Source organism: Proteus cibi (assembly GCF_003144405.1).
Classification (GTDB): domain Bacteria; phylum Pseudomonadota; class Gammaproteobacteria; order Enterobacterales; family Enterobacteriaceae; genus Proteus; species Proteus cibi.
In genome coordinates this window covers 67,209-87,078 of sequence record NZ_PENW01000008.1, presented here as the reverse complement: position 1 = coordinate 87,078, position 19,870 = coordinate 67,209, and the positions used below count along the sequence as shown (strand labels likewise).

General features: G+C 34.4%; 16 protein-coding genes and 5 tRNA genes. 6 read left to right on the top strand and 15 right to left on the bottom strand.

Going from position 1 to position 19,870, the window contains the following annotated elements; genetic code table 11:
• Positions 1 to 33: 33 nt before the first annotated feature.
• Together DK865_RS03060 and DK865_RS03055 are read right to left on the bottom strand one after the other, a co-directional pair.
• Positions 34 to 342: a putative hemolysin gene (locus DK865_RS03060; RefSeq protein WP_109391168.1), complete on the bottom strand. Its 309-nt coding sequence runs from the start codon at positions 340 to 342 to the stop codon at positions 34 to 36.
• Positions 343 to 375: 33 nt separating this feature from the next.
• Complete coding sequence (locus DK865_RS03055; protein WP_023581949.1) at positions 376 to 708, bottom strand: SMR family transporter; 333 nt, start codon at positions 706 to 708, stop codon at positions 376 to 378.
• Between the two features lie 242 nt (positions 709 to 950).
• Between DK865_RS03055 and DK865_RS03050 the strand changes: the two genes are divergently transcribed.
• Positions 951 to 2,363 carry a DUF262 domain-containing protein gene (locus tag DK865_RS03050; protein WP_109391234.1) on the top strand — a complete coding sequence of 471 codons (1,413 nt, stop codon included), beginning with the start codon at positions 951 to 953 and terminating at the stop codon, positions 2,361 to 2,363.
• Positions 2,360 to 4,399 (top strand): DUF262 domain-containing protein, encoded by a 2,040-nt coding sequence (locus DK865_RS03045; protein WP_228407720.1) that lies wholly within the window; start codon positions 2,360 to 2,362, stop codon positions 4,397 to 4,399. The genes DK865_RS03050 and DK865_RS03045 overlap by 4 nt, the downstream gene beginning before the upstream one ends.
• Before the next feature lie 65 nt (positions 4,400 to 4,464).
• Here the strand turns inward: DK865_RS03045 and DK865_RS03040 are convergent, their stop codons facing one another.
• Both DK865_RS03040 and DK865_RS03035 read right to left on the bottom strand, forming a co-directional pair.
• Positions 4,465 to 5,694, bottom strand: a complete 1,230-nt coding sequence (locus tag DK865_RS03040) for a sugar transporter (protein WP_109391167.1) — start codon at positions 5,692 to 5,694, stop codon at positions 4,465 to 4,467.
• A gap of 463 nt (positions 5,695 to 6,157) precedes the next feature.
• Complete coding sequence (locus tag DK865_RS03035) at positions 6,158 to 6,577, bottom strand: hypothetical protein (RefSeq protein ID WP_109391166.1); 420 nt, start codon at positions 6,575 to 6,577, stop codon at positions 6,158 to 6,160.
• Between the two features lie 378 nt (positions 6,578 to 6,955).
• On the opposite strand from DK865_RS03035, the gene copM reads away from it, so the two are divergent.
• From copM to DK865_RS03020, 3 genes are all read left to right on the top strand, one after another.
• Positions 6,956 to 7,327, top strand: a complete 372-nt coding sequence (gene copM / locus DK865_RS03030; RefSeq protein WP_109391165.1) for a CopM family metallochaperone — start codon at positions 6,956 to 6,958, stop codon at positions 7,325 to 7,327.
• A gap of 188 nt (positions 7,328 to 7,515) precedes the next feature.
• Complete coding sequence (locus DK865_RS03025) at positions 7,516 to 8,427, top strand: AraC family transcriptional regulator (RefSeq protein ID WP_109391164.1); 912 nt, start codon at positions 7,516 to 7,518, stop codon at positions 8,425 to 8,427.
• A gap of 226 nt (positions 8,428 to 8,653) precedes the next feature.
• The gene (locus tag DK865_RS03020) at positions 8,654 to 9,823 is read left to right on the top strand and encodes an iron-containing alcohol dehydrogenase (protein WP_109391163.1); all 1,170 of its coding nucleotides are present in this window, start codon (positions 8,654 to 8,656) and stop codon (positions 9,821 to 9,823) included.
• Positions 9,824 to 9,882: 59 nt separating this feature from the next.
• On the opposite strand, the gene DK865_RS03015 is transcribed toward DK865_RS03020, so the two are convergent.
• The 10 genes from DK865_RS03015 to DK865_RS02970 all read right to left on the bottom strand — a co-directional run bounded on the left by DK865_RS03015 (position 9,883) and on the right by DK865_RS02970 (position 17,540).
• Positions 9,883 to 9,969: transfer RNA gene (locus tag DK865_RS03015), tRNA-Leu, on the bottom strand.
• A gap of 170 nt (positions 9,970 to 10,139) precedes the next feature.
• Positions 10,140 to 10,226: transfer RNA gene (locus DK865_RS03010), tRNA-Leu, on the bottom strand.
• A 130-nt stretch (positions 10,227 to 10,356) separates the two neighbouring features.
• A tRNA-Leu gene (locus DK865_RS03005) sits at positions 10,357 to 10,443 on the bottom strand.
• A 5-nt stretch (positions 10,444 to 10,448) separates the two neighbouring features.
• Positions 10,449 to 10,522 (bottom strand) — tRNA-Cys (locus tag DK865_RS03000).
• A 25-nt stretch (positions 10,523 to 10,547) separates the two neighbouring features.
• Positions 10,548 to 10,623 (bottom strand) — tRNA-Gly (locus DK865_RS02995).
• 141 nt (positions 10,624 to 10,764) lie between these two features.
• Positions 10,765 to 11,313 carry a CDP-diacylglycerol--glycerol-3-phosphate 3-phosphatidyltransferase gene (pgsA, locus tag DK865_RS02990; RefSeq protein WP_023581943.1) on the bottom strand — a complete coding sequence of 183 codons (549 nt, stop codon included), beginning with the start codon at positions 11,311 to 11,313 and terminating at the stop codon, positions 10,765 to 10,767.
• Positions 11,314 to 11,368: 55 nt separating this feature from the next.
• Positions 11,369 to 13,201 (bottom strand): excinuclease ABC subunit UvrC, encoded by a 1,833-nt coding sequence (gene uvrC / locus DK865_RS02985; protein WP_036912823.1) that lies wholly within the window; start codon positions 13,199 to 13,201, stop codon positions 11,369 to 11,371.
• Positions 13,185 to 13,844 carry a LuxR C-terminal-related transcriptional regulator gene (locus tag DK865_RS02980; protein WP_109391162.1) on the bottom strand — a complete coding sequence of 220 codons (660 nt, stop codon included), beginning with the start codon at positions 13,842 to 13,844 and terminating at the stop codon, positions 13,185 to 13,187. The genes uvrC and DK865_RS02980 overlap by 17 nt, the downstream gene beginning before the upstream one ends.
• Positions 13,845 to 13,988: 144 nt before the next feature.
• Positions 13,989 to 14,393: a GFA family protein gene (locus DK865_RS02975; RefSeq protein ID WP_109391161.1), complete on the bottom strand. Its 405-nt coding sequence runs from the start codon at positions 14,391 to 14,393 to the stop codon at positions 13,989 to 13,991.
• A gap of 96 nt (positions 14,394 to 14,489) precedes the next feature.
• Positions 14,490 to 17,540, bottom strand: coding sequence for a DUF2339 domain-containing protein (locus DK865_RS02970; RefSeq protein WP_109391160.1), 3,051 nt, complete (start codon positions 17,538 to 17,540; stop codon positions 14,490 to 14,492).
• Positions 17,541 to 17,746: 206 nt separating this feature from the next.
• Here DK865_RS02970 and glpX point away from each other — a divergent pair, with 206 nt between their 5' ends.
• Entirely contained in the window at positions 17,747 to 18,727 is a 981-nt protein-coding gene (glpX, locus tag DK865_RS02965; RefSeq protein WP_109391159.1) for a class II fructose-bisphosphatase, read from the top strand.
• Between the two features lie 108 nt (positions 18,728 to 18,835).
• Here glpX and DK865_RS02960 read toward each other — a convergent pair whose 3' ends face one another.
• Positions 18,836 to 19,867: a methylphosphonate esterase gene (locus DK865_RS02960; protein ID WP_109391158.1), complete on the bottom strand. Its 1,032-nt coding sequence runs from the start codon at positions 19,865 to 19,867 to the stop codon at positions 18,836 to 18,838.
• Positions 19,868 to 19,870: the final 3 nt, after the last annotated feature.

Genomic DNA, 19,870 nt, shown 5'->3' with positions numbered 1-19,870 from the left:
AATGATGATTAAACATTCAACCCAAAATAATCTTTAACCAGGAATACAAGCCCCTTCAATTAAAGCTTGTTCACTACAACGTTTACCATTAGCAAATTGGCACACGGGCGTCTGACCACCATGTAATTCATAGTTTAAAGAAGGCACACCACCAGAAAAGACACAGGTTGCCTTGGCTGATTCATCTAAGGGAATATCAAAACCGGTTGTCGGTATTGTTCGACTTTTACTCACCACTTGTGTCGATGAATTTTGTGTCTGCGCTGAATTACTGCATCCTGCAATAAAAGCAAAGCTAGTTAATATAAATAGATAACACGCTGTTTTAATTTTCTTTTGCATCAAAGACACCCTAATTTCTTCCAGTTATTCCTATTAGTGTGAAGCACTTTTTGAAAGTAGATTTATAACTAAAACACCAGCAATAATTAAAGTCATACCAACAATGGCTGGTAAATCGAGTTTTTGTTGATAAAGAAACACCGCTGCAACAGAAACTAAAACTATCCCTAATCCACTCCATATAGCATAAGCAATACCTAATGGCATCACTCTTACCACTTGAGAAAGTGCCCAAAAAGAAAGACAGTAACCGATGACGACAACAATAGATGGATATAATCGGCTAAAACCATCAGAAGCTTTCAACATTGTAGTTGCAATGACTTCAGATATAATTGCCAACATTAAGTAAGTTAATCCATTCATTTTTTCGCCTTAATCCTATACAAAGTCAATTTTGTGAATTCTATCACAAGCTATCCTCATACAGTTTATGCAATCTAAGGCTCAATGCGCTTATTTGAGGATTACTTAGATTTAGCACTAAGTACAATGACTTATTTTGAATGATTTCTATACCCTCATCTATCTAAATTAGGTACACTTTCTAATTATTGTATAATTTAAATTTTCATCTTATAAAAATATTTTTATCTAAATTAAAAACCATGAATTTACAAACATCTTCTAATAATGTATTTAAAATAAAGCCTGAGATTACAAAAATACAGAACATCTTACTCAACCCCCATCTCTCCATCCCTGATTACCAACGCCCTTATAAATGGACAACACAACATGTTGAACAATTTTTTATTGATTTATTTCATCATCAAGATAAGGAGGCTTGGCGAATTGGTACATTAGTAATTCATCGACATTGCTTAAATGAAAAAATAATAGACGATATTGTCGATGGACAGCAAAGAATTATTACTTTAATACTGATAATTAAAGCATTTATCTACGAACGATTAGAGACCAATTTATTCGATGACAACAATGAAATCGATAAAAAACTAAAAAAACAACTTTTAGAATTAGATAAAGTTATTTTTAATCCTATTTTTGATAATAAGATTTCTCAATTTAATATTCAGACTAACTACCAACTTATTTGTCAACATATTAACCGTCCCACCTTTGGTAAAGAACAAATTGTTTTTTTATTGAACAATTGTGAGTTAGTTAAAGTAACTATTGATAATATCTCAGAAGCTTTCCAATTCTTTGATTCACAAAATGCTCGAGGACGAGATCTTGTTCCTCACGATCTTCTAAAGGCATTTCATTTACGTGAATTTAGTACTCAGGATAGTGTATTAAAAGAACATACCGTACATTTATGGGAAAATAGTAATAGTGAAACATTAAGTAACTTATTTGGAGAATACCTTTATCGAATTAAAAAGTGGATAAATGGGGAATCTGCTCGTAAATTTACTAAAAACGATATAGGCTTATTTAAAGGTGTTAATCTAGAAAAAAGTCATGCTTATCCCTGTGTTAAAGCTCTTCAAATGATACATCATGTTGTTGATGATTATAATGCTCACTACACAAGAAAAATTGATCACCAATCGATGATGTACCCATTTCAACTCGAACAAAAAATTATTAATGGTCGTCGTTTTTTTGAAATGGTTAGCTATTATCAAATGCTATTACCTCATTTAAAAAGTACTGCAGTCATGGATGAGGTACATCTTACAGAAAATGCTAGAAATATTTTAACCACGATTAACACTTATAATGCAAGACATCGTATTGGTGATAGTTATGTTCGAACGATGTTTAATTGCCTACTTCTCTACTATTATGACAAATTCGGTATTGAACAAATTTCTGAGGCCATTGAAAAGATCTTTATATGGGCTTACAGCTTACGCTTAAATTATCAAGTATTACAATTGGCCAGTATGGATAATTATGTACTCGAAAATAATCTTTTTAAATTATTGAGAAACTCGATTGAGCCCACAGATTTTTTACAATTTTACTTACCTATTGTAGAAAAAAATTATTCTAGTAAGACAAATTCTATTGAAGAGTTATTTAAAAAAATGAGGTATATGTCGTGAGCCAACCTATTTCTCTTTCTGTTAAAGATCTACTCCAACATGCTCATTACATGATCCCTATGTATCAGCGTAATTACTCTTGGGAAAAAGGTGAAATATCACAATTAATCAATGATATATTAGATTACTTACAACATAAAAATGCTAATTATTATCATATTGGTACTCTTGTTGTTTTTAAGCATGAACAACATAATAAAAAAGAAATCTATGAAGTTATTGATGGTCAACAACGTTTAACGACATTATCACTATTGATGATTTGGATACAAAAAGAATTAAAAAACAAAGACTTTTACTTTTCACCCAATATTGAATTTGAGTGCCGAGAGAGTTCACAAAACACCATTAATAGCCTTTTTAATTTAAATAAAAATAGTGACGATTTAACGTCAGAAAATATTTATCCTATCAATAATGCTATTGTAAATGGTTATAAAATAATTAATGATTCTCTTATTAAAATCCTTAACGAACGGAATTTAAGTTTAGAAAAATTTACTGATTACCTCATCAATAAAGTACAAATTCTTCGAGTTGAAGTGCCTGCACAAACTGATTTAAATCACTATTTTGAAGTGATGAATAATCGAGGAGAACAATTAGAAAAACATGAAATATTAAAAGCTAAGTTATTAAGTATTCTTGATAGAATAAAAAATGAAAAAGATAAAAAATATAGCAAATTAGCATTGGATCTAGTTTGGAATGCTTGTGCTAATATGAATAGTTACATTCAATCTGGTTTTGACTCTACGCAACGCCAACATATATTCGGTGAAAATTGGGATGATTTATTACCATCAGATATAAATTCATTTATTCAATCGTTAGAAAATGCATCGACTGATAATAAGAATAATGAAAAAATCAATGTTAATGATAACACATCAAAAAAATTAAATTTAAATGAATTAATCCAATTACCTTTTATCAAGGAAAATAAACAAAACACTCCTAATAGTGAAGGCTCTGAACGTTTCCATTCTGTTATTTCATTTCCGAATTTTTTAATCCATGTTCTTAATATTGTCACTAAAGATGAAAAAATTGCATTAGATGATAAACGACTTTTAGAATTTTTTGATCAATTTCTTTTGAAACCCTCTGAAATAAATTCAAGCGATGAAAATATCATCCATAATGTAAGAAATTTTATTTGGTCATTATTAAAATGTAAATATCTTTTTGACCAATGGATTATTAAACGAGAATATATTGAAAATAAAGATAGCTGGAGTTTAAAAACTTATCGTAAAAGTAATAGCAAAACGCATTATTATGCTAATACTCATGGTAAAGAAGATCATGATGATATGACCCAGCATTCACTTATAATGATACTTTCTGCACTTCATGTGTCGACCCCTACACAAGCATATAAATATTGGCTCAATGGCGCATTAAATTGGCTTTATAATGCCCATAAGGTACAAGGAGAGCTCTACTTAACTTATTTAGAAAAGATGACAAATAGATTCGTTTTTGATCTTTGGTTAGTACCTAACACACTCTCTTATCAAAAAATAATTTATTCTTCTGAAAGTGAAATAGAAAAGAACATTGATAAGAACAGAGAATATTTCAGCAACCTATGTGAAAATTTGCCCAATAAAGAAATTGAACATCTAGAAAACCGCTTATCTTATGGAAAAATAGCACATAATCTTATATTCAATTACTTAGATTATCTATTATGGAAAAAATATTATAATAGCGATGACGCCATAAAAAAATTTGAATTTACATTTCGAAGTTCTGTTGAACACTATTACCCACAAACCCCTATGAATGGGTATGAAAAATGGGAAACTAATAAGCTAAATAGTTTCGGCAACTTATGTTTAATTAGTCATAGTAAAAACTCACGATTAAGCAATCTCATGTTTGAAGCAAAACAAAGTTATTATCATAACAATGATATTGACAGTATTAAACAATACTTAATGATGAAAGAAAAAATTTGGAATTATGATAGCTTAGACTCACACTATAACGAAATGAAATCCACGTTAATCTCATCGCTAGATATATAATTTTATTAATAAAAAAGGCACTTTTCCTAATTGAATAAGTGCCTTTATATAGTGGAAATACTTATTTAGTGTTGATGAAGTTGATTCTTCTGGCGAGGGGTCCCCCCCATAGCCACACGATAACGATTAAAAATAAAACCACACCAAACTACTGCAATAATACTTAATATTGTTCCCGCATAGCCAAGGTTAGTCATACCGGCATGTAAAATAACCTGATTACCAATCAATGCTCCAGCACCAATACCGATATTAAAAATACCAGAATAAATAGACATCGCGATATCTGTTGCATCAGGGGCTAAATCAATCACTTTGACTTGCATCCCAAGGCCAATACACATAAAGCCAATTCCCCAGAATATAATCAACACAATAAATGCGGTTAGATCCTGGCTACTGATCATTAATAAACTTAAACAAAAAGTAAGCAATATTAAGGCTAAAAATAAGAATGATGTTGGCATTTTGGTACTATAACGACTAAATAACACACTGCCAATGATACCAGCTCCACCAAAAATCAATAAAACCAAGGTAGCAAAATTTTGGTCTAACTTTGCAATATCAACCACAAAAGGCTCGATATAGCTATAAGCCGTAAAGTGTGCAGTAACTGCGATTACCGTTAGCAGAAAAATACCCATTAATGGACCACGTTTTAATAGCACTGGCACACTTTTTAGTGATCCCGAATGCTCACTCGGCAATAAAGGTAAATAACGCATTAATGCAAACAGAGTAATTAAAGCTAAAACGCCAATTCCCATAAATGTTGCACGCCATCCTAACCACTGCCCAACAACACGACCAATAGGTAAACCTAATACTGTTGCAAGTGCAGTTCCTGTTGCTAATAAACCTAATGCCTGAGCTCGTTTACCAGCTGGCGCCACTCTAATAGCCAGCGATGCCGTAATAGACCAAAATACAGCATGAGAAAAAGCGACACCAATACGCCCTGCTATCAGCGATTTAAAATCCCATGCTACGCCAGAGAGAATATGACTCAAAATAAAAAGCATAAATAAAATAATAAGTAACTTACGTCTCTCTACTTTACTTGTCATAATCATTAAAGGCAGAGACATTAAAGCAACAACCCAAGCATATATCGTGATCATTAAGCCTGTTTCAGCAGGGATCATCCCAAAGCTTTCAGAAATATCACTTAACAATGCAACAGGAACAAATTCTGTTGTATTAAAAACGAAAGCCGCGAATGATAATATTATTACCCTGATCCACGCTGTTTGCCGGCTGACTTCATTTACATTTGATGCTGCGATATTCATAATTAATTGATATTTTCTTAAATTATATTGATATATATGCCATACTTTTTATAAAAGCTTTTATCTGATTTGCTGTGTTTACTTGTGCTAAAATTGATTTATTAGATTGAAAATAAAAAATAGTGTTGTTAAAGACAAAAACTCATCTCATGAAAAACAAAAAATAAACCAAATTATCACAAAATCTCACTGCTAAAGCGAATCAGCTATCAATTTTAGCATATTCATATCGCGACTTTAAATCCCCTTGGCAACTTCTTTTTAACGTTAACATCATCTTAGAAAAGTAAGATTATAGATATAAATAACCTATCACTGCTTTAAGTTGAAGAATAAAAATATACTCTTTTCAAGAAAAAAACATCGCAGATTCATTGAATTAAGTTAAGAGATATTAATTTAATTATCGAAAATGATCTTACTGTGGAATAAAAGATAAATAAAAACAGAGGGGATATTAAGATTACCGGCTCAAATCATTAATAACTTGAAGTGCTCGCTCGCAAGCAATGTTTTTCGTGGGTGATGTTGAACCATCAAACGCATTTTTAATAGTTGAAATTTGTTCTTTTGCTGGTTGTGGTAGCGTCAAATTTCCATTAGAAAGGGCTTTTTCAACATCATTTAGCTTTTCAGCTAACTGCTGACAACTTCCATTATTCTCTTTAGATTGATAAATAGCCATAAGCGTATCACGTTTTGCTTCTACGGTAGAAATGGCTTCACGTACTGTTGATGATGAATTTTCAATCACTTCATAGCTTTCACTCCAAAACTCAGCAGTATTTTCTTTAATGACAGACACTATTAGAATAGCAACAAGAATAGCCAGCATGATAGTCAGTGATAATATTCCTCCTGCAATAATAAGTATCTGTTTCATATTAAACTCCACATATAAATCACATCTGTTTTAATATTTATTTTTTAATATATATAGTTAAAATAAATCAGGTTCAATCTGGATTACGATTCTTTTTATTTTTTACATTTTATTACGGAGGTATACAGTTCTATTTATTCTTATTAATCGAAAAATAAGTATCTGGTTTTACTTATTTAGAATAAAAACTCGAGTTTATAAAGAGAAATAAATTGAATGTTAGTATGTAATTAATTGAATAAAATAAGTTTAAAAAGCTATTTTGTAATTACGTTATTAAAAGTAAAGAACTTTAAATTTTTAATAACATCATTGACCTTCCCCTAGGGGGAATCTTTAGAGTGATAACAATTTCACGATAAATAAAAGGAAACTGTTATGAAAAAGATTTTACCTACTGCTGTTATTTTAATGAGTGCAATCTCTTTTGGTGCGATGGCAAACAATACACATATGAACATGAATATGGATACATCTCATAACAGTTCGCCAATGCAAAAAGAACTCAATGATTCCATGAATAAAATGCATGCCGATATGGCAAAAGGGATGAACACTGATAATGCAGATGTCGCTTTTGCTGATGGTATGATTGCACACCATTTAGGTGCTATTGATATGGCTAAAATTGAGTTGAAATACGGTACTGATCCTGAAATGCGTAAACTAGCTCAAGCTATTATTGATGCACAAGGACCGGAAATAGAACAAATGCAAAAATGGTTAGAAAAAAATAAAGCTGATAAATAATAAATAGCAAAGAATAAATAATAAATTCATAAGGCTGTGATTTATTAGGCACAGCCTATTTTATTTTTAATATTTACTTTCCATATATTTTATTAAAAATAAATCAAATAATTTTCTAATATTCATCTTATACATTATAATTTTAGGATTGCTATAATGTTAATCGCTTTATCCTGTATGGAGTCTATATGAATAAATTAGAAAATATGGCGTTATTAACTCAAAAACTAGCTATCCAGATAGAAAAATGGACTCATGATACTAATCAAATTGAAACTCAAATTCCGGGGTTAATACTCACACATTGGACTTCTCCTACCCCCATTACCAGCCATACTCACAAACCAGGAATATGCCTAATTGCCCAAGGTGAAAAGAGAGTAATTTTAGGAGAAGAAAGCTTTATTTATGATACCAACCATTTTTTAATTTCTTCACTAGAACTCCCAGTGATAGCAAATATTATGAAAGCTAGCAACGATAAACCATTTTTAGGGCTAATGATGGAATTAGATCTGCAAGAACTATCGCAACTCATTGTTGATAGTGAATTAACATTTAACTCTGATTCAAACGATCTAAAAGGAATTGCTGTTGGCGAATTATCAGAACCTTTAGTCAATGCTTTTATTCGCTTACTCACTCTTCTTGATGAGCCGGATAGTATTAAAATACTTGCTCCTGGAATAAAGCGTGAAATTTTTTATCGCCTACTGATTACAGAGCAAGGTGAACGATTAAATCAAATCGTCACTGCGGATAGCCATAGTCATCAAATAGCTAAAGCGATTGATTGGTTAAAGAACAATTATATAAAGCCATTAAATATCAATAAATTAGCCTCGTGCTCTGGAATGAGTAAATCTGCTTTTTATACTCATTTTAAAACAATGACATCAATGACTCCTCTTCAATTCCAAAAAAAATTACGACTCAGTGAAGCCCGTCGATTGATGTTAACTGAAAATTTAGGTGCAATAACAACCACTTTCCGAGTTGGTTATGAAAGCCCTTCACAATTTAGTCGTGAATATAGCCGACTATTCGGTGCTCCACCAGCAACAGATATTAAAATGCTTAAAGAAACGGATCGTATTTAATCGTTATAAACTCTCTTGTTTTCCCTTACCTAATTTATATTATTCACAATCATCATTGTCGTTTTTTGGAAAAATAGGCAAGAGACTAAGAAGATCAGACATTCTTTTCTAAATGCGAAAGCGATAGTATTTTCTACAACAATTAACCTGTTCCTATCTAATTTAAAGTTAAAAGCACAATACACTTTTAATCAGATAGCCTTTAATCTGGCAATAGGATATCAAAATGCAACTCGATTTCTCTTACTATAATCCAACCACCATTCATTTTGGTAAAAATTCTCTTGGTAAATTAAATGATGAATTATCACATTATGGCGAGACTGTTATGCTGATGTATGGCCGTAATGCGATTAAGTCAAATGGGCTCTATGATGAGGTTATAGCCATCCTCCGCCATGCGGGTAAAAACATTGTTGAGTTATCAGGCGTTATGCCAAACCCAACTTATAAAAAAATGATGGAAGGTGCTCAGTTAGTTCGCGAACACAATGTCAGTTTAATATTAGCGGTTGGTGGTGGCTCTGTTATTGATTGTGCGAAAGGCATTTCCATTTCAGCTTATTGTGAAAATGAAGATCCTTTTCAAAAATACTGGGTTGAATATCAAGATGTGACAAATAAAATTATTCCTGTCGCATCAATTCTTACCATGGTAGGCACAGGCTCTGAAATGAATGGGGGTTCAGTCATTACCCATGAAGAGACTAAATATAAAATTGGACGTTTATTTCCTGCCAATGTATTTCCAAAGTTTTCAATCTTAAATCCAGAATATACGTTTACAGTTTCTCAATATCAGATGGTAAGTGGTGTATATGACACAATGTCGCACCTAATGGAACAATACTTTTCTGATCAAGGTGCAAATACAACCGATTATTTAATTGAAAGTTTATTAAAATCTTCTATTGATAACTTACGTATCGCACTGAAAAATCCAACGGATTACGAAGCAAGAAGTAATCTTATGTGGAATGCAACACTTGCATTAAATACCCTCACCGGCTTATCCAAAACGCAAGATTGGCAAGTTCATATGATTGAGCACCAATTAGGGGCTTATACAGATTGTGCACATGGAATGGGACTCGCTGCAATTTCTTTACCTTATTATCGTTTTATCTATAAATTTGGTATTGAAAAATTTGTACGCTTTGCAACTCAGGTATGGGGAGTTTCCCCAGAAGGAAAAACGCAAGATCAAATTGCCCTTGAAGGTATTGATGCACTAGAACGTTTCACAAAGGAATGTGGCATTGTTACATCATTAGAAGCCTTAGGTGCAACAAGAGAGATGCTTCCAGAAATTGCACAATCAACCACAATTATTGGCAAAGGCTATAAAAAGCTAACGACTAAAGATGTACTAGATATTTTAGAAGCGTGTTTTTAATATTTGAATAATATTCAATAAACAAAAAAAACGGACCTCAATGAGGTCCGTTTTTTATATGGTGCCCAGGGCGGGACTTGAACCCGCACAGCCTTACAGCCGAGGGATTTTAAATCCCTTGTGTCTACCGATTTCACCACCTGGGCTAAATTGTATTTATTTGTTGCACTTAGCACTTGTTTATCAAACAAATTAGATAACAAATAAATTTAAAACATTCACTTCTAAAACAGCTAACTTTATTTTTTTCGTTTTCTCTCTCTAACTTGTTGCTAGAGGAAGAAAAACGGACCTCAGTTAAGGTCCGCTATTTATATGGTGCCCAGGGCGGGACTTGAACCCGCACAGCCTTACAGCCGAGGGATTTTAAATCCCTTGTGTCTACCGATTTCACCACCTGGGCTAAATTCTGTGGTGCGTCCGTAACTTCTTTTTAAGAGAGATACTGGTATGGACGACTTATATTTATTTACTTCACAATGCCATTTACAATGGACTTTCTTTTTCGCACCAAACTCTCTATCTAAAAGAGATGGTGCCCAGGGCGGGACTTGAACCCGCACAGCCTTACAGCCGAGGGATTTTAAATCCCTTGTGTCTACCGATTTCACCACCTGGGCATTAATGGAGGCGCGTCCCGGAATCGAACCGAGGTACACGGATTTGCAATCCGCTGCATGACCACTCTGCCAACGCGCCTCAACTGCTCAATCTCATAAGAGATTGGAGCGGGAAACGAGACTCGAACTCGCGACCCCAACCTTGGCAAGGTTGTGCTCTACCAACTGAGCTATTCCCGCTTTACCGAACTTGCTGATTTACTTATTTATTTCCGTAAACCGTTGTGTCTTTCGATGCGTTGCATTCTACTGATTTCCTGAATCTAGTCAACACTATATTTGCATCTTTTTGACTGTTCGGTGAATTTTCAGTCATTTCGATCAACCTTCGCGCAAATCTGACCACGCAGCGCTCAAATATTGAAACATTGACCAGAAAGTCAGCACTGTTGCGATATATAATAAAGCGAATCCAAACCACTCTGCTTCAATAGTAGGTCGCCATAATAACACAACCAGCGATCCCATTTGTGCGGTCGTCTTCACTTTTCCTATCCAAGACACTGCAACACTGTTACGTTTTCCTAATTCAGCCATCCATTCTCTTAATGACGAGATAATAATTTCACGAGCAATCATTGTTGCTGCTGGTAAGGTTATCCACCACTCATGATAATGCTCAGTAATTAAAACAAGTGCTGTTGCAACCATTACTTTATCTGCGACTGGGTCAAGAAAAGCGCCAAAGCGGGTAGTTTGTTTCCATCTGCGTGCTAAAAAACCATCAAACCAGTCTGTTGCAGCTGCTACCATAAAAATAATAGCGCAGACTAATGGAGCATCTTTAAATGGCAAATAAAACACCAAAACAAAGAATGGAATGAGTGCGACACGAAATAGCGTTAGCCAAGTTGGGATATTTAGTTGCATAGCGTTCTACACGACCTAGAAAAGTGAGAGTTATTAATATGGTGCATCAATACACTTAGTGTTTCAACGCATTAAAAATTTTTTCTGCTAATGCAGTCGAAATTGTGGGAACTTTCGCAATTTCTTCAACACTGGCATCTCGTAAAGCTTGTAGTCCTCCCATATATTTCAACAACATTTGACGACGCTTAGGCCCTACACCTTCAATAGACTCCAACGAACTGGTATTTTTTACTTTTGCTCTACGTTGACGATGTCCTGTTATTGCATGACGATGCGATTCATCACGAATATGTTGGATCAAATGTAACGCCGGAGAATCGGAAGGTAATGCCATTCCTTCACCTTCAGGCACAAAAAACAAAGTTTCAAGCCCTGCTTTACGATCACTCCCTTTTGCAACGCCTATTAATTTAGGGTGTGATTTGTCCCAATCAACATTAAGACCATCAAATACTTCTATTGCCTGTGCTAATTGCCCTTTACCACCATCGATAAAGATAATATCAGGAACCTTACTGTCTTCTAATGATTTACCATAACGTCGAGTGAGCACTTGATTCATCGCCGCATAATCATCACCAGGGGTAATACCACTGATATTATAGCGCCTATATTCAGATTTTAATGGGCCATTCATGTCAAATACTACACATGAAGCCACAGTTTGCTCCCCCATAGTGTGACTAATATCAAAACATTCCATTCGTTTTATCTCTTTCATATCAAGAAGAGACATCAAAGAAGTATAACGTTGTGAAATTGTCGATTGCTCGACTTGTTTTGAAGCCAATGCCGTCGCTGCGTTTGTTCTCGCTAATTTCAAATAGCGCGCCCTATCACCACGCGGTTTAGTTTGAATTTGAATTTTTCTTCCTGCAATAGAAGATATCGATTCAGAAAGAATGGCTTTATCTTCTAAATTAAAATCGAGCAAAATTTCAGTTGGCAAAGTACGAATTGCACTACCTTGTAAATAAAACTGACCAATAAAAGTCTGAACAACTTCATCGATTGAGGTATTTGCAGGGACTTTAGGAAAATAACTCCGACTTCCTAACACTTTACCTTGACGGAAAAAGAGAACATAAACACAAGCAATCGCGCCATTAAAAGCAACACTGATCACATCAAGATCATCACCAATATTGGCGACAAATTGTTTTTCAGTCACTTGTCTTACAGCTTGGATTTGGTCACGAATGCGAGCTGCCTCTTCAAAACGTAATTCTTGGCTAGCGTCTTCCATACGCTTAACCAATCCGTTAATAACTTGCGTATCATCACCTGAAAGGAAAAGTCGCACATAATTCACTTGCTGGGCATATTCTTCATCAGACACATAGCCTTTTACACAAGGTGCAAGACAACGGCCTATTTGATATTGCAAACAAGGTCTTGAACGATTGCGATAAACACTGTCTTCACATTGACGAATAGGAAACAATTTTTGCATTAATGCCAATGTCTCTCTTACTGCGAATGAGTTAGGGAAAGGTCCAAAATATTCGCCCTTGGCATGTTTCGCACCACGGTAACTAGCAAGTCGGGGATGTTTATCAGCGCTTAAATAGATATATGGATAGGATTTATCATCTCGTAACAATACATTATAGCGGGGTTGATAACGCTGGATGTAGCTGTGTTCAAGCAATAAAGCTTCCGTTTCTGTATGGGTGATCGTGACATCAATATTTTTGATGCACTTCACTAACGCTTCGGTCTTACGGCTATTTACCTGAGTGCGGAAATAGCTCGAAAGTCTTTTTTTCAGATCTTTAGCTTTGCCGACATAGATTACTGTGTCTGTTGCATCATACATCCGATATACACCGGGTTTATCTGTGACTCGGCTTAAGAATGCTTTGGCGTCAAATTTGTCTTCCACTTTGTAAATGACTCTCTATCTCAATTAACCCATAACGTATTGCTATATGCGTTAATTCTACATCACCTGAGATTTTAAGTTTACTAAACATTCGGTATCGATAGCTATTTACTGTTTTGGTATTAATATTCAGCTCACTTGCAATTTGTGTGATTTTTTTCCCTCTAATGATCATTGACATAATCTGCAATTCTCTTTCAGACAGATGATGTAACGGATTGAGCTCTTGCTGTAATTTTGTTAGTGCGATTTCCATCGCTAACTCTTGGCTTATATATCGTTGACCGATACAAACCTGTCGGATAGCTTGAAGCGTATTTTCACAAGAAGTATCAGCAACAATAAAACCTTCAATACCCAATTGAAGAAGTGTTATTGATAATATAGAGTCTGTTTTTGGTGAAATAACAATAATTTTAATTGATAAGGATGATCGCTTTATTCTTTTTATAGAATCAATTAATGAGACTGAAGGTACTGAGTAAATAATAATAAGATTAACCGAAAACTGTCGGCAATAACGGAATGCATCATTTTCATCATTCACCACTTTTCGGATATTAATTTTTTTAATCTGACTAAGAAGTGTTTTTATTCCCAAACTAAATATTTCAACTCGACTTATTATCAATGTATTTATCAATAACTCTTTCCTTTTAAATTAAAACATAACAAAGAATGTTAAATCAACTGTCCATAAACTTTAACATAATTATGGTACTATAATAAAAAAGGCCCATATAGAAAAGCGCCTTTTAAAAATATAAAAAAATCAATAAATAAAATATTATTGATTAAACATATTCATAATATCTTGTTCTGTTAGCATGGGTGTTTTTTCTACAAAATTATAATAATGAGGTTTGCTATCTATATAAATTTGCATTGTCAGTTTGCTTTCTTTCGCATCAGGAAATAACCCTGCTGACACATAGTAAGTATGGGTTTCTTTTAGATGATAAAAAAGATGAGAACCACAGAGTTTACAAAATGCTCGCTCTCCCCATGAAGATGAATCATAACGTGTTATATTTTCTTCACCTTCAATCTTCAAATCTGATTTGCAATCAATTGAAAAACCTGGACCACCATTCCAACGTAAACACATACTGCAATGACAAACGCTGAGTGCAGAGATATCTTGTGTTGTCGATAGTTTAACTTTACCGCATAAACATTGACCTTTATGCATTATAGCTCTCCTTTCTGTAAAATCATGCATTAATCATTTAAGATTATATGCATGATTTAATGTCTAAAATTAAAAAAATATAAACATAACTCTTACTTACACGTTTATATTGTTACTTTGCTTTTTAGGCGGTAGTGGTGAGAAATACCCAATTAATAGAATCAGTATTGCAACACCAATAAAGGCCAATGCTCGGAGCAACCCACTACTTAATGATGTATCAATTAAGAAGAGTTTAGCAATCACCACCGCCAACAATACACCACCAATAAACCATTGTGAACGTGATTTCCTACGTGTCGCCATTACCATAGTCACTAATGCAGTAATTGCCCAAATAATGGCTAATACTGTTTGGATCACTTTGGAATTAATGATTGCATAACTAGACCAATCGATATCTGTTGCAAAGACTAATCCTCTTAATAAAATACCATTTGCCCACCAAAAAATCATAGCAGGAATAATGTAATTAAATATAGGTAAGTTATTTTTCAATAATAATTGATATTTAGGTGATTGTTTTATTACTGAAATAAATTTATAACCAACCCATATTCCAATAACCCCCATTAGATCCATCAAGTTCAATAATGGAATAAATTTAATTCCACTTTCAGTACCGTCATTAAAGTTTGCAAAGATTAAAGAAAGTGCCAGTAAACCTAAAACAGGTAAAGTGACTACCCAATAAGTATTTTGATACTCCTTTATCCAATTAACTTTCATTGCTAATAGATAGCTTATTACGATAAATAAACTTATAACAAAAATAACGCTTGCAAAATGTAAGCTTACATATAGGTACGTCACATCCATTAACCAAATAATTTCAGCAAATAAGAAGAGACCAATAAAGATAAGATATATGCTGTGGATCAATGCTTTATTGATCCTTTGTTTCGGCAATAATGTATTTACTTTAAGCAAGTAGAAACCACTCGCGAAAATTGCACACCAGAGAATCGCACTTAGCCAATTATTAATCAACGAGTCTGCGAGATAGATGTACACCAACATAATAAGCGCTGACATTGGCCATAATAAAACAGAGCAACTTGCCAACTCAGAAAATTGGGTTTTCTTCCCGACAAAGAACATACCCCAACAACTAATAAGAATAAAAGCAAAGGTAATAGATTTTCCTGCTGGAGAGAACCAATTTTCACCATATTCTTGTAAAAGCAGAACACTATATCCCCAGCTTACAACAGAAATAAACAGTGTGACATATCCAATAGCGCGATTATCAAGATGAGTAAATGGAGCTCGATACCACAATATCCCGACGGCAAATACAACGATGACTTGCGTTACAATCATGAGCCAATCACCTAACGAGATAATAGGCATGTTAAATAATAAAACAAAGGAAACCGCAACTAAAATAGTCCCTGCAATAGCCGGTTTCTTTTGCTGCTGTAAAACAGAAAATGCAAGGATCATCACCCCTTCAATTGCCCATACAATCGATGTCCATTCAGCGGAGAAAGCAAAAGGTACAGCTAAAGTGGCAAAGGTGACAGAGAGCATAAAGAAGGCAATTGCCAGTAATTTACCCTCTTCACGATAACGCTTAAGTGCAAACCAACTTAGTGCAAAATAAGCTAATCCATAAAGTGATGAAGCAATAGCAACACCATATGGCCATTCGGAAGCTAATCGATGTTGGAAGATAAAACCAATTAATGGTGTACCAAATAGTAACGTGGCATCAAAAGGAATGTTAAGTTTCAATTTATTTTTTAGTGTTGAAAGTTCCGTTGCAACACCAAAAATTAACCAATTTGCAATTAAAAATAGCTGGCAAGGTAAATAATCTGCATGAGTGTAATTTGGTATCGCCCATATAAAGCCAATACCAAAAGTAAAAGCAAAACCAATAAGATTTAATAAACGCCAAACTTGCCAATGGCTGATAATAAGAATGCCAATTGAAAGAATAAGATAATAACTAAACAAAGCAATATAATTGCCACTGCCTGTAGACAATAATACAGGCGCTAAATATCCGCCTAATGAGGCTAATACGGCTAAACTAATTGCACGATGAAGAACGGCTAAAATAACACTGACAATGCAAATAAAAACCATAATGGCTAACGCAATGCCAATAGGAATAAAATCATAAATTTTAGTCGCAGCAAAAATGGTAATGTAAATTCCACCAATGCCGCCACCTTGTAAAATTAATGCATATATCAGGTTTTTCTTTCTAAGCCACCAGCCAATACCTAATAAAGCCAAACATCCGGCTCCCGCCATCATTAAACGTGTTGATGCTGAGACAAGTTCATTCTCAATACTGTATTTAAGTAAATAAGACAGACCAAAAAAGAGTAATAACATCCCTATTTTAGCCAGCGGATTTCCTGTTACAACCCAATTCCAAATGAGTCCTAAAATCGATTTCTGTTGACGTTTGGGGCGAGGATTTAAATTAGGTCTATATTGTGATGCTGGTCTATTTACTTGTGGTGTAACATTTCCTAAATCACCTGTTTCAGATCCTGCAAGACTTGCACTTGCCATATTCACTCTATTCTCTACAAGTGGATCTGATGTTGATTCAACATATGTTTGCTTTGCCTCTTTTTGATAATGATGAGCAAAACGACTTGTTGCTACCTTAGGCTGATAAGGCTCAGATCCTTTAGGTGTAGGGACTGTTGATATTTCTGGCTTATTCGGTTGTTTGTTTTCAAGGTTAATCTCATTAACCATAGAAGATTGAACAACTGGATTTTCTTCATTAGGAAAAGCTTTATTAAATACCTTTTCTTGAGATACCTGTGCATGTTGATATGCAGGCATACCTTTATTTTCTGCCTGATTTTGCACCTGTTCTGTTATGTGAGTAGATCCAACTGTTTTAGGTTGATAAGTTGAATCCGTTGGCTGAGGCTCTCTTTTTATATCACGGGATAAATCCTTAACTTCGCTTTTCTGAGCATCAAGCTCTGTGTGGGTATCCACAGCGTTGTTTTTATTTAATAACTTAAATAATTTCTCTTGTTGCTCAGTGAGTTTTTCTTCAAGCTGTTTAATTCGATACAACAATGAATTGCTATTTGTATAAGCGTGGTATTGCCAATACAAAGATACCACGACAAATATTGTTACGATGAGCGTCAAAAAGTCATCCATAAACCTAATCCTTTTGCATTAAGCATTACATGATTTTAATCTCTAACCCTTAGTTATACTTTAATTTTCACAGATTTATCTTAGTTTATTCCTAAATAACCTATTTCAAGAACTCTTGATTTAAACCTAGCACATAATTTCGAAAAAAAGGTATGATCGGTAATCTATCTTAATCTTCCATTTATATCGCAAAACACACTCATAATATGAAATTAAATGATGAATTAACTAATGCTATCGCTTCTGTAACAGAAGCCGCGGCTATTGCAGCAATGCCTTGGATTGGAAAGCAAAATAAAAATGCAGCAGATGATGCAGCAGTCTGCGCCATGCGGGAACGTTTAAATAGCCTGAATATCAATGGCGAAATTGTCATTGGTGAAGGTGAAATAGATGAAGCACCAATGCTCTATATTGGCGAAAAAGTAGGTAATGGGAAAGGCGATAAAATAGAAATTGCAGTTGACCCAATTGACGGTACACGTATGGTCGCTACGGGTGAAAATAATTCCCTAGCTATTTTAGCCGCTGGCTTTGAGGGCAGTTTTTTACAAGCTCCCGACATGTATATGGAAAAATTAGTTGTTGGTCAGCAAGCCGCTGGTGTGATCGATCTTAACCATTGTCTCGAATATAATCTTGATGCTATTGCCCAAACATTAAATAAATCTATTGAACAGTTAACTCTCGCTATTTTAGATAAACCACGTCATCACGATATAATTAAAGATCTACGCGCTAAAGGTATTAATGTTATTACACTACCTGATGGTGATGTTTTAGCTTCTTTATATGCCACAATGCCAAATAACAGTATTGATGTTATGTATGGTATTGGAGGAGCGCCTGAAGGTGTAATTAGTGCAGCTATTGCTAAGGCATTAGGCGGTGATATGCAAGCACGTTTAATTACTCGTGATATTGCAAAAGGAAATAGTGCAGAAAATAGAGAGTATGCTGTTTCTGAAATTGCTCGTTGTCATAAAATGGGTACTGACGTAAATATTAAATTGTCATTAGATACACTAGTGCGTAACCAAGATGTTATGTTTGCTGCAACAGCGATTACCAGAGGTGATTTCTTGTCTGGTGTTAATCAACAAGCTCAATATCTACAAACACATTCTTTAGTCATTAATGGTTCAACACATTCATTACGTTATATTGAGAATTATCATTTACGTTAATGTCTAAATTTGTCTTTTTTCCTTGAGGCATAAAAAAGCGGCACTTTATTAAGATGCCGCTAAATTTACTTCAAGGGGTATATTTATTGTTATTTATTCACTTCAGATTTAAGCCAACAAATTAGCTGGATTCTCAACACATAATTTTTTGATAATCGATTTATCAACGCCACGTTGAGCCAATAATGAAAGGAACACATTAGGAACAAACCCCCAACCATTTCCCCCATTTTTTGCCCACATCTGTTTTAAAAACACATCATGGCTTAATACGATTTGGCTACCATAACCTCTTTCAATTAAGGTTACGACGGCTTCTACCGTATCCATAACACTTGGTGCTGCCCCCTCTTTAGGGAAAGAAATGTCCAGACCAATCATATCAAACTCAAGCCAAACACCGCGATCTAACATTTTGCATTGATAATCAATATCTTTACCGGATGGATCAGAATGTGCCAATGAAATCTTAGCGGGATTACACCCCATTTCTGTTAATAGAATATCTAAAACTTCATCACCACGACGCTGCCAACCCGGCATATGAATATTCATCGAAGCATGAGGATTACTATTTTGTGCAATAGCAGCGGCACGTAAGCTATTTTTCTCACCATCAGTAAAGAATGGCGAAACACCAATTTCACCGATCATACCCGCACGAATATCAGTACCATCAATACCTACATTCAATTCATCATCAATGATTTTTGCCATTGCATCAATATCATCCGCTAATCGCGCTCCTTCAAACTTTTCAATATAAAGTCCTGAAGAAGCGACAACGTTAATGCCGGTTATCTCTGCAACTTGTCTTAGTTTTCTAATATCACGTCCTATTGATGAAGAGCCTGTTGCATCAACAATTGTTCTTCCACCTAACTCTTTGAAGTTATTTAATTCAAAAATAACATCTTCAATTGGTTTCTTATCCATATTATCGCAACAGCAATATGGATCGTATTTAAGTCCCCACTGAATATCTGCGCTTACTTTTTTATCAACTAATACATGCGAGAATTCATAAAAAGGTTCATCAACAACACCTGAGAGATCATTAAAGAGGTGTTCATGGGGCAATGTTAGCCCCATATCTTCTTTTTTCACGGGACCAGTTACAGTTTGAATATAACCTTTCATTAC

Coding starts and splice junctions, on each gene's coding strand:
- DK865_RS03060 (WP_109391168.1), bottom strand. CDS start 342: ATGCAAAAGAAAATTAAAACAGCGTGTTATCTATTTATATTAACTAGC.
- DK865_RS03055 (WP_023581949.1), bottom strand. CDS start 708: ATGAATGGATTAACTTACTTAATGTTGGCAATTATATCTGAAGTCATT.
- DK865_RS03050 (WP_109391234.1), top strand. CDS start 951: ATGAATTTACAAACATCTTCTAATAATGTATTTAAAATAAAGCCTGAG.
- DK865_RS03040 (WP_109391167.1), bottom strand. CDS start 5,694: ATGAATATCGCAGCATCAAATGTAAATGAAGTCAGCCGGCAAACAGCG.
- DK865_RS03035 (WP_109391166.1), bottom strand. CDS start 6,577: ATGAAACAGATACTTATTATTGCAGGAGGAATATTATCACTGACTATC.
- copM (WP_109391165.1), top strand. CDS start 6,956: ATGAAAAAGATTTTACCTACTGCTGTTATTTTAATGAGTGCAATCTCT.
- DK865_RS03025 (WP_109391164.1), top strand. CDS start 7,516: ATGAATAAATTAGAAAATATGGCGTTATTAACTCAAAAACTAGCTATC.
- DK865_RS03020 (WP_109391163.1), top strand. CDS start 8,654: ATGCAACTCGATTTCTCTTACTATAATCCAACCACCATTCATTTTGGT.
- pgsA (WP_023581943.1), bottom strand. CDS start 11,313: ATGCAACTAAATATCCCAACTTGGCTAACGCTATTTCGTGTCGCACTC.
- DK865_RS02975 (WP_109391161.1), bottom strand. CDS start 14,393: ATGCATAAAGGTCAATGTTTATGCGGTAAAGTTAAACTATCGACAACA.
- DK865_RS02970 (WP_109391160.1), bottom strand. CDS start 17,540: ATGGATGACTTTTTGACGCTCATCGTAACAATATTTGTCGTGGTATCT.
- glpX (WP_109391159.1), top strand. CDS start 17,747: ATGAAATTAAATGATGAATTAACTAATGCTATCGCTTCTGTAACAGAA.
- DK865_RS02960 (WP_109391158.1), bottom strand. CDS start 19,867: ATGAAAGGTTATATTCAAACTGTAACTGGTCCCGTGAAAAAAGAAGAT.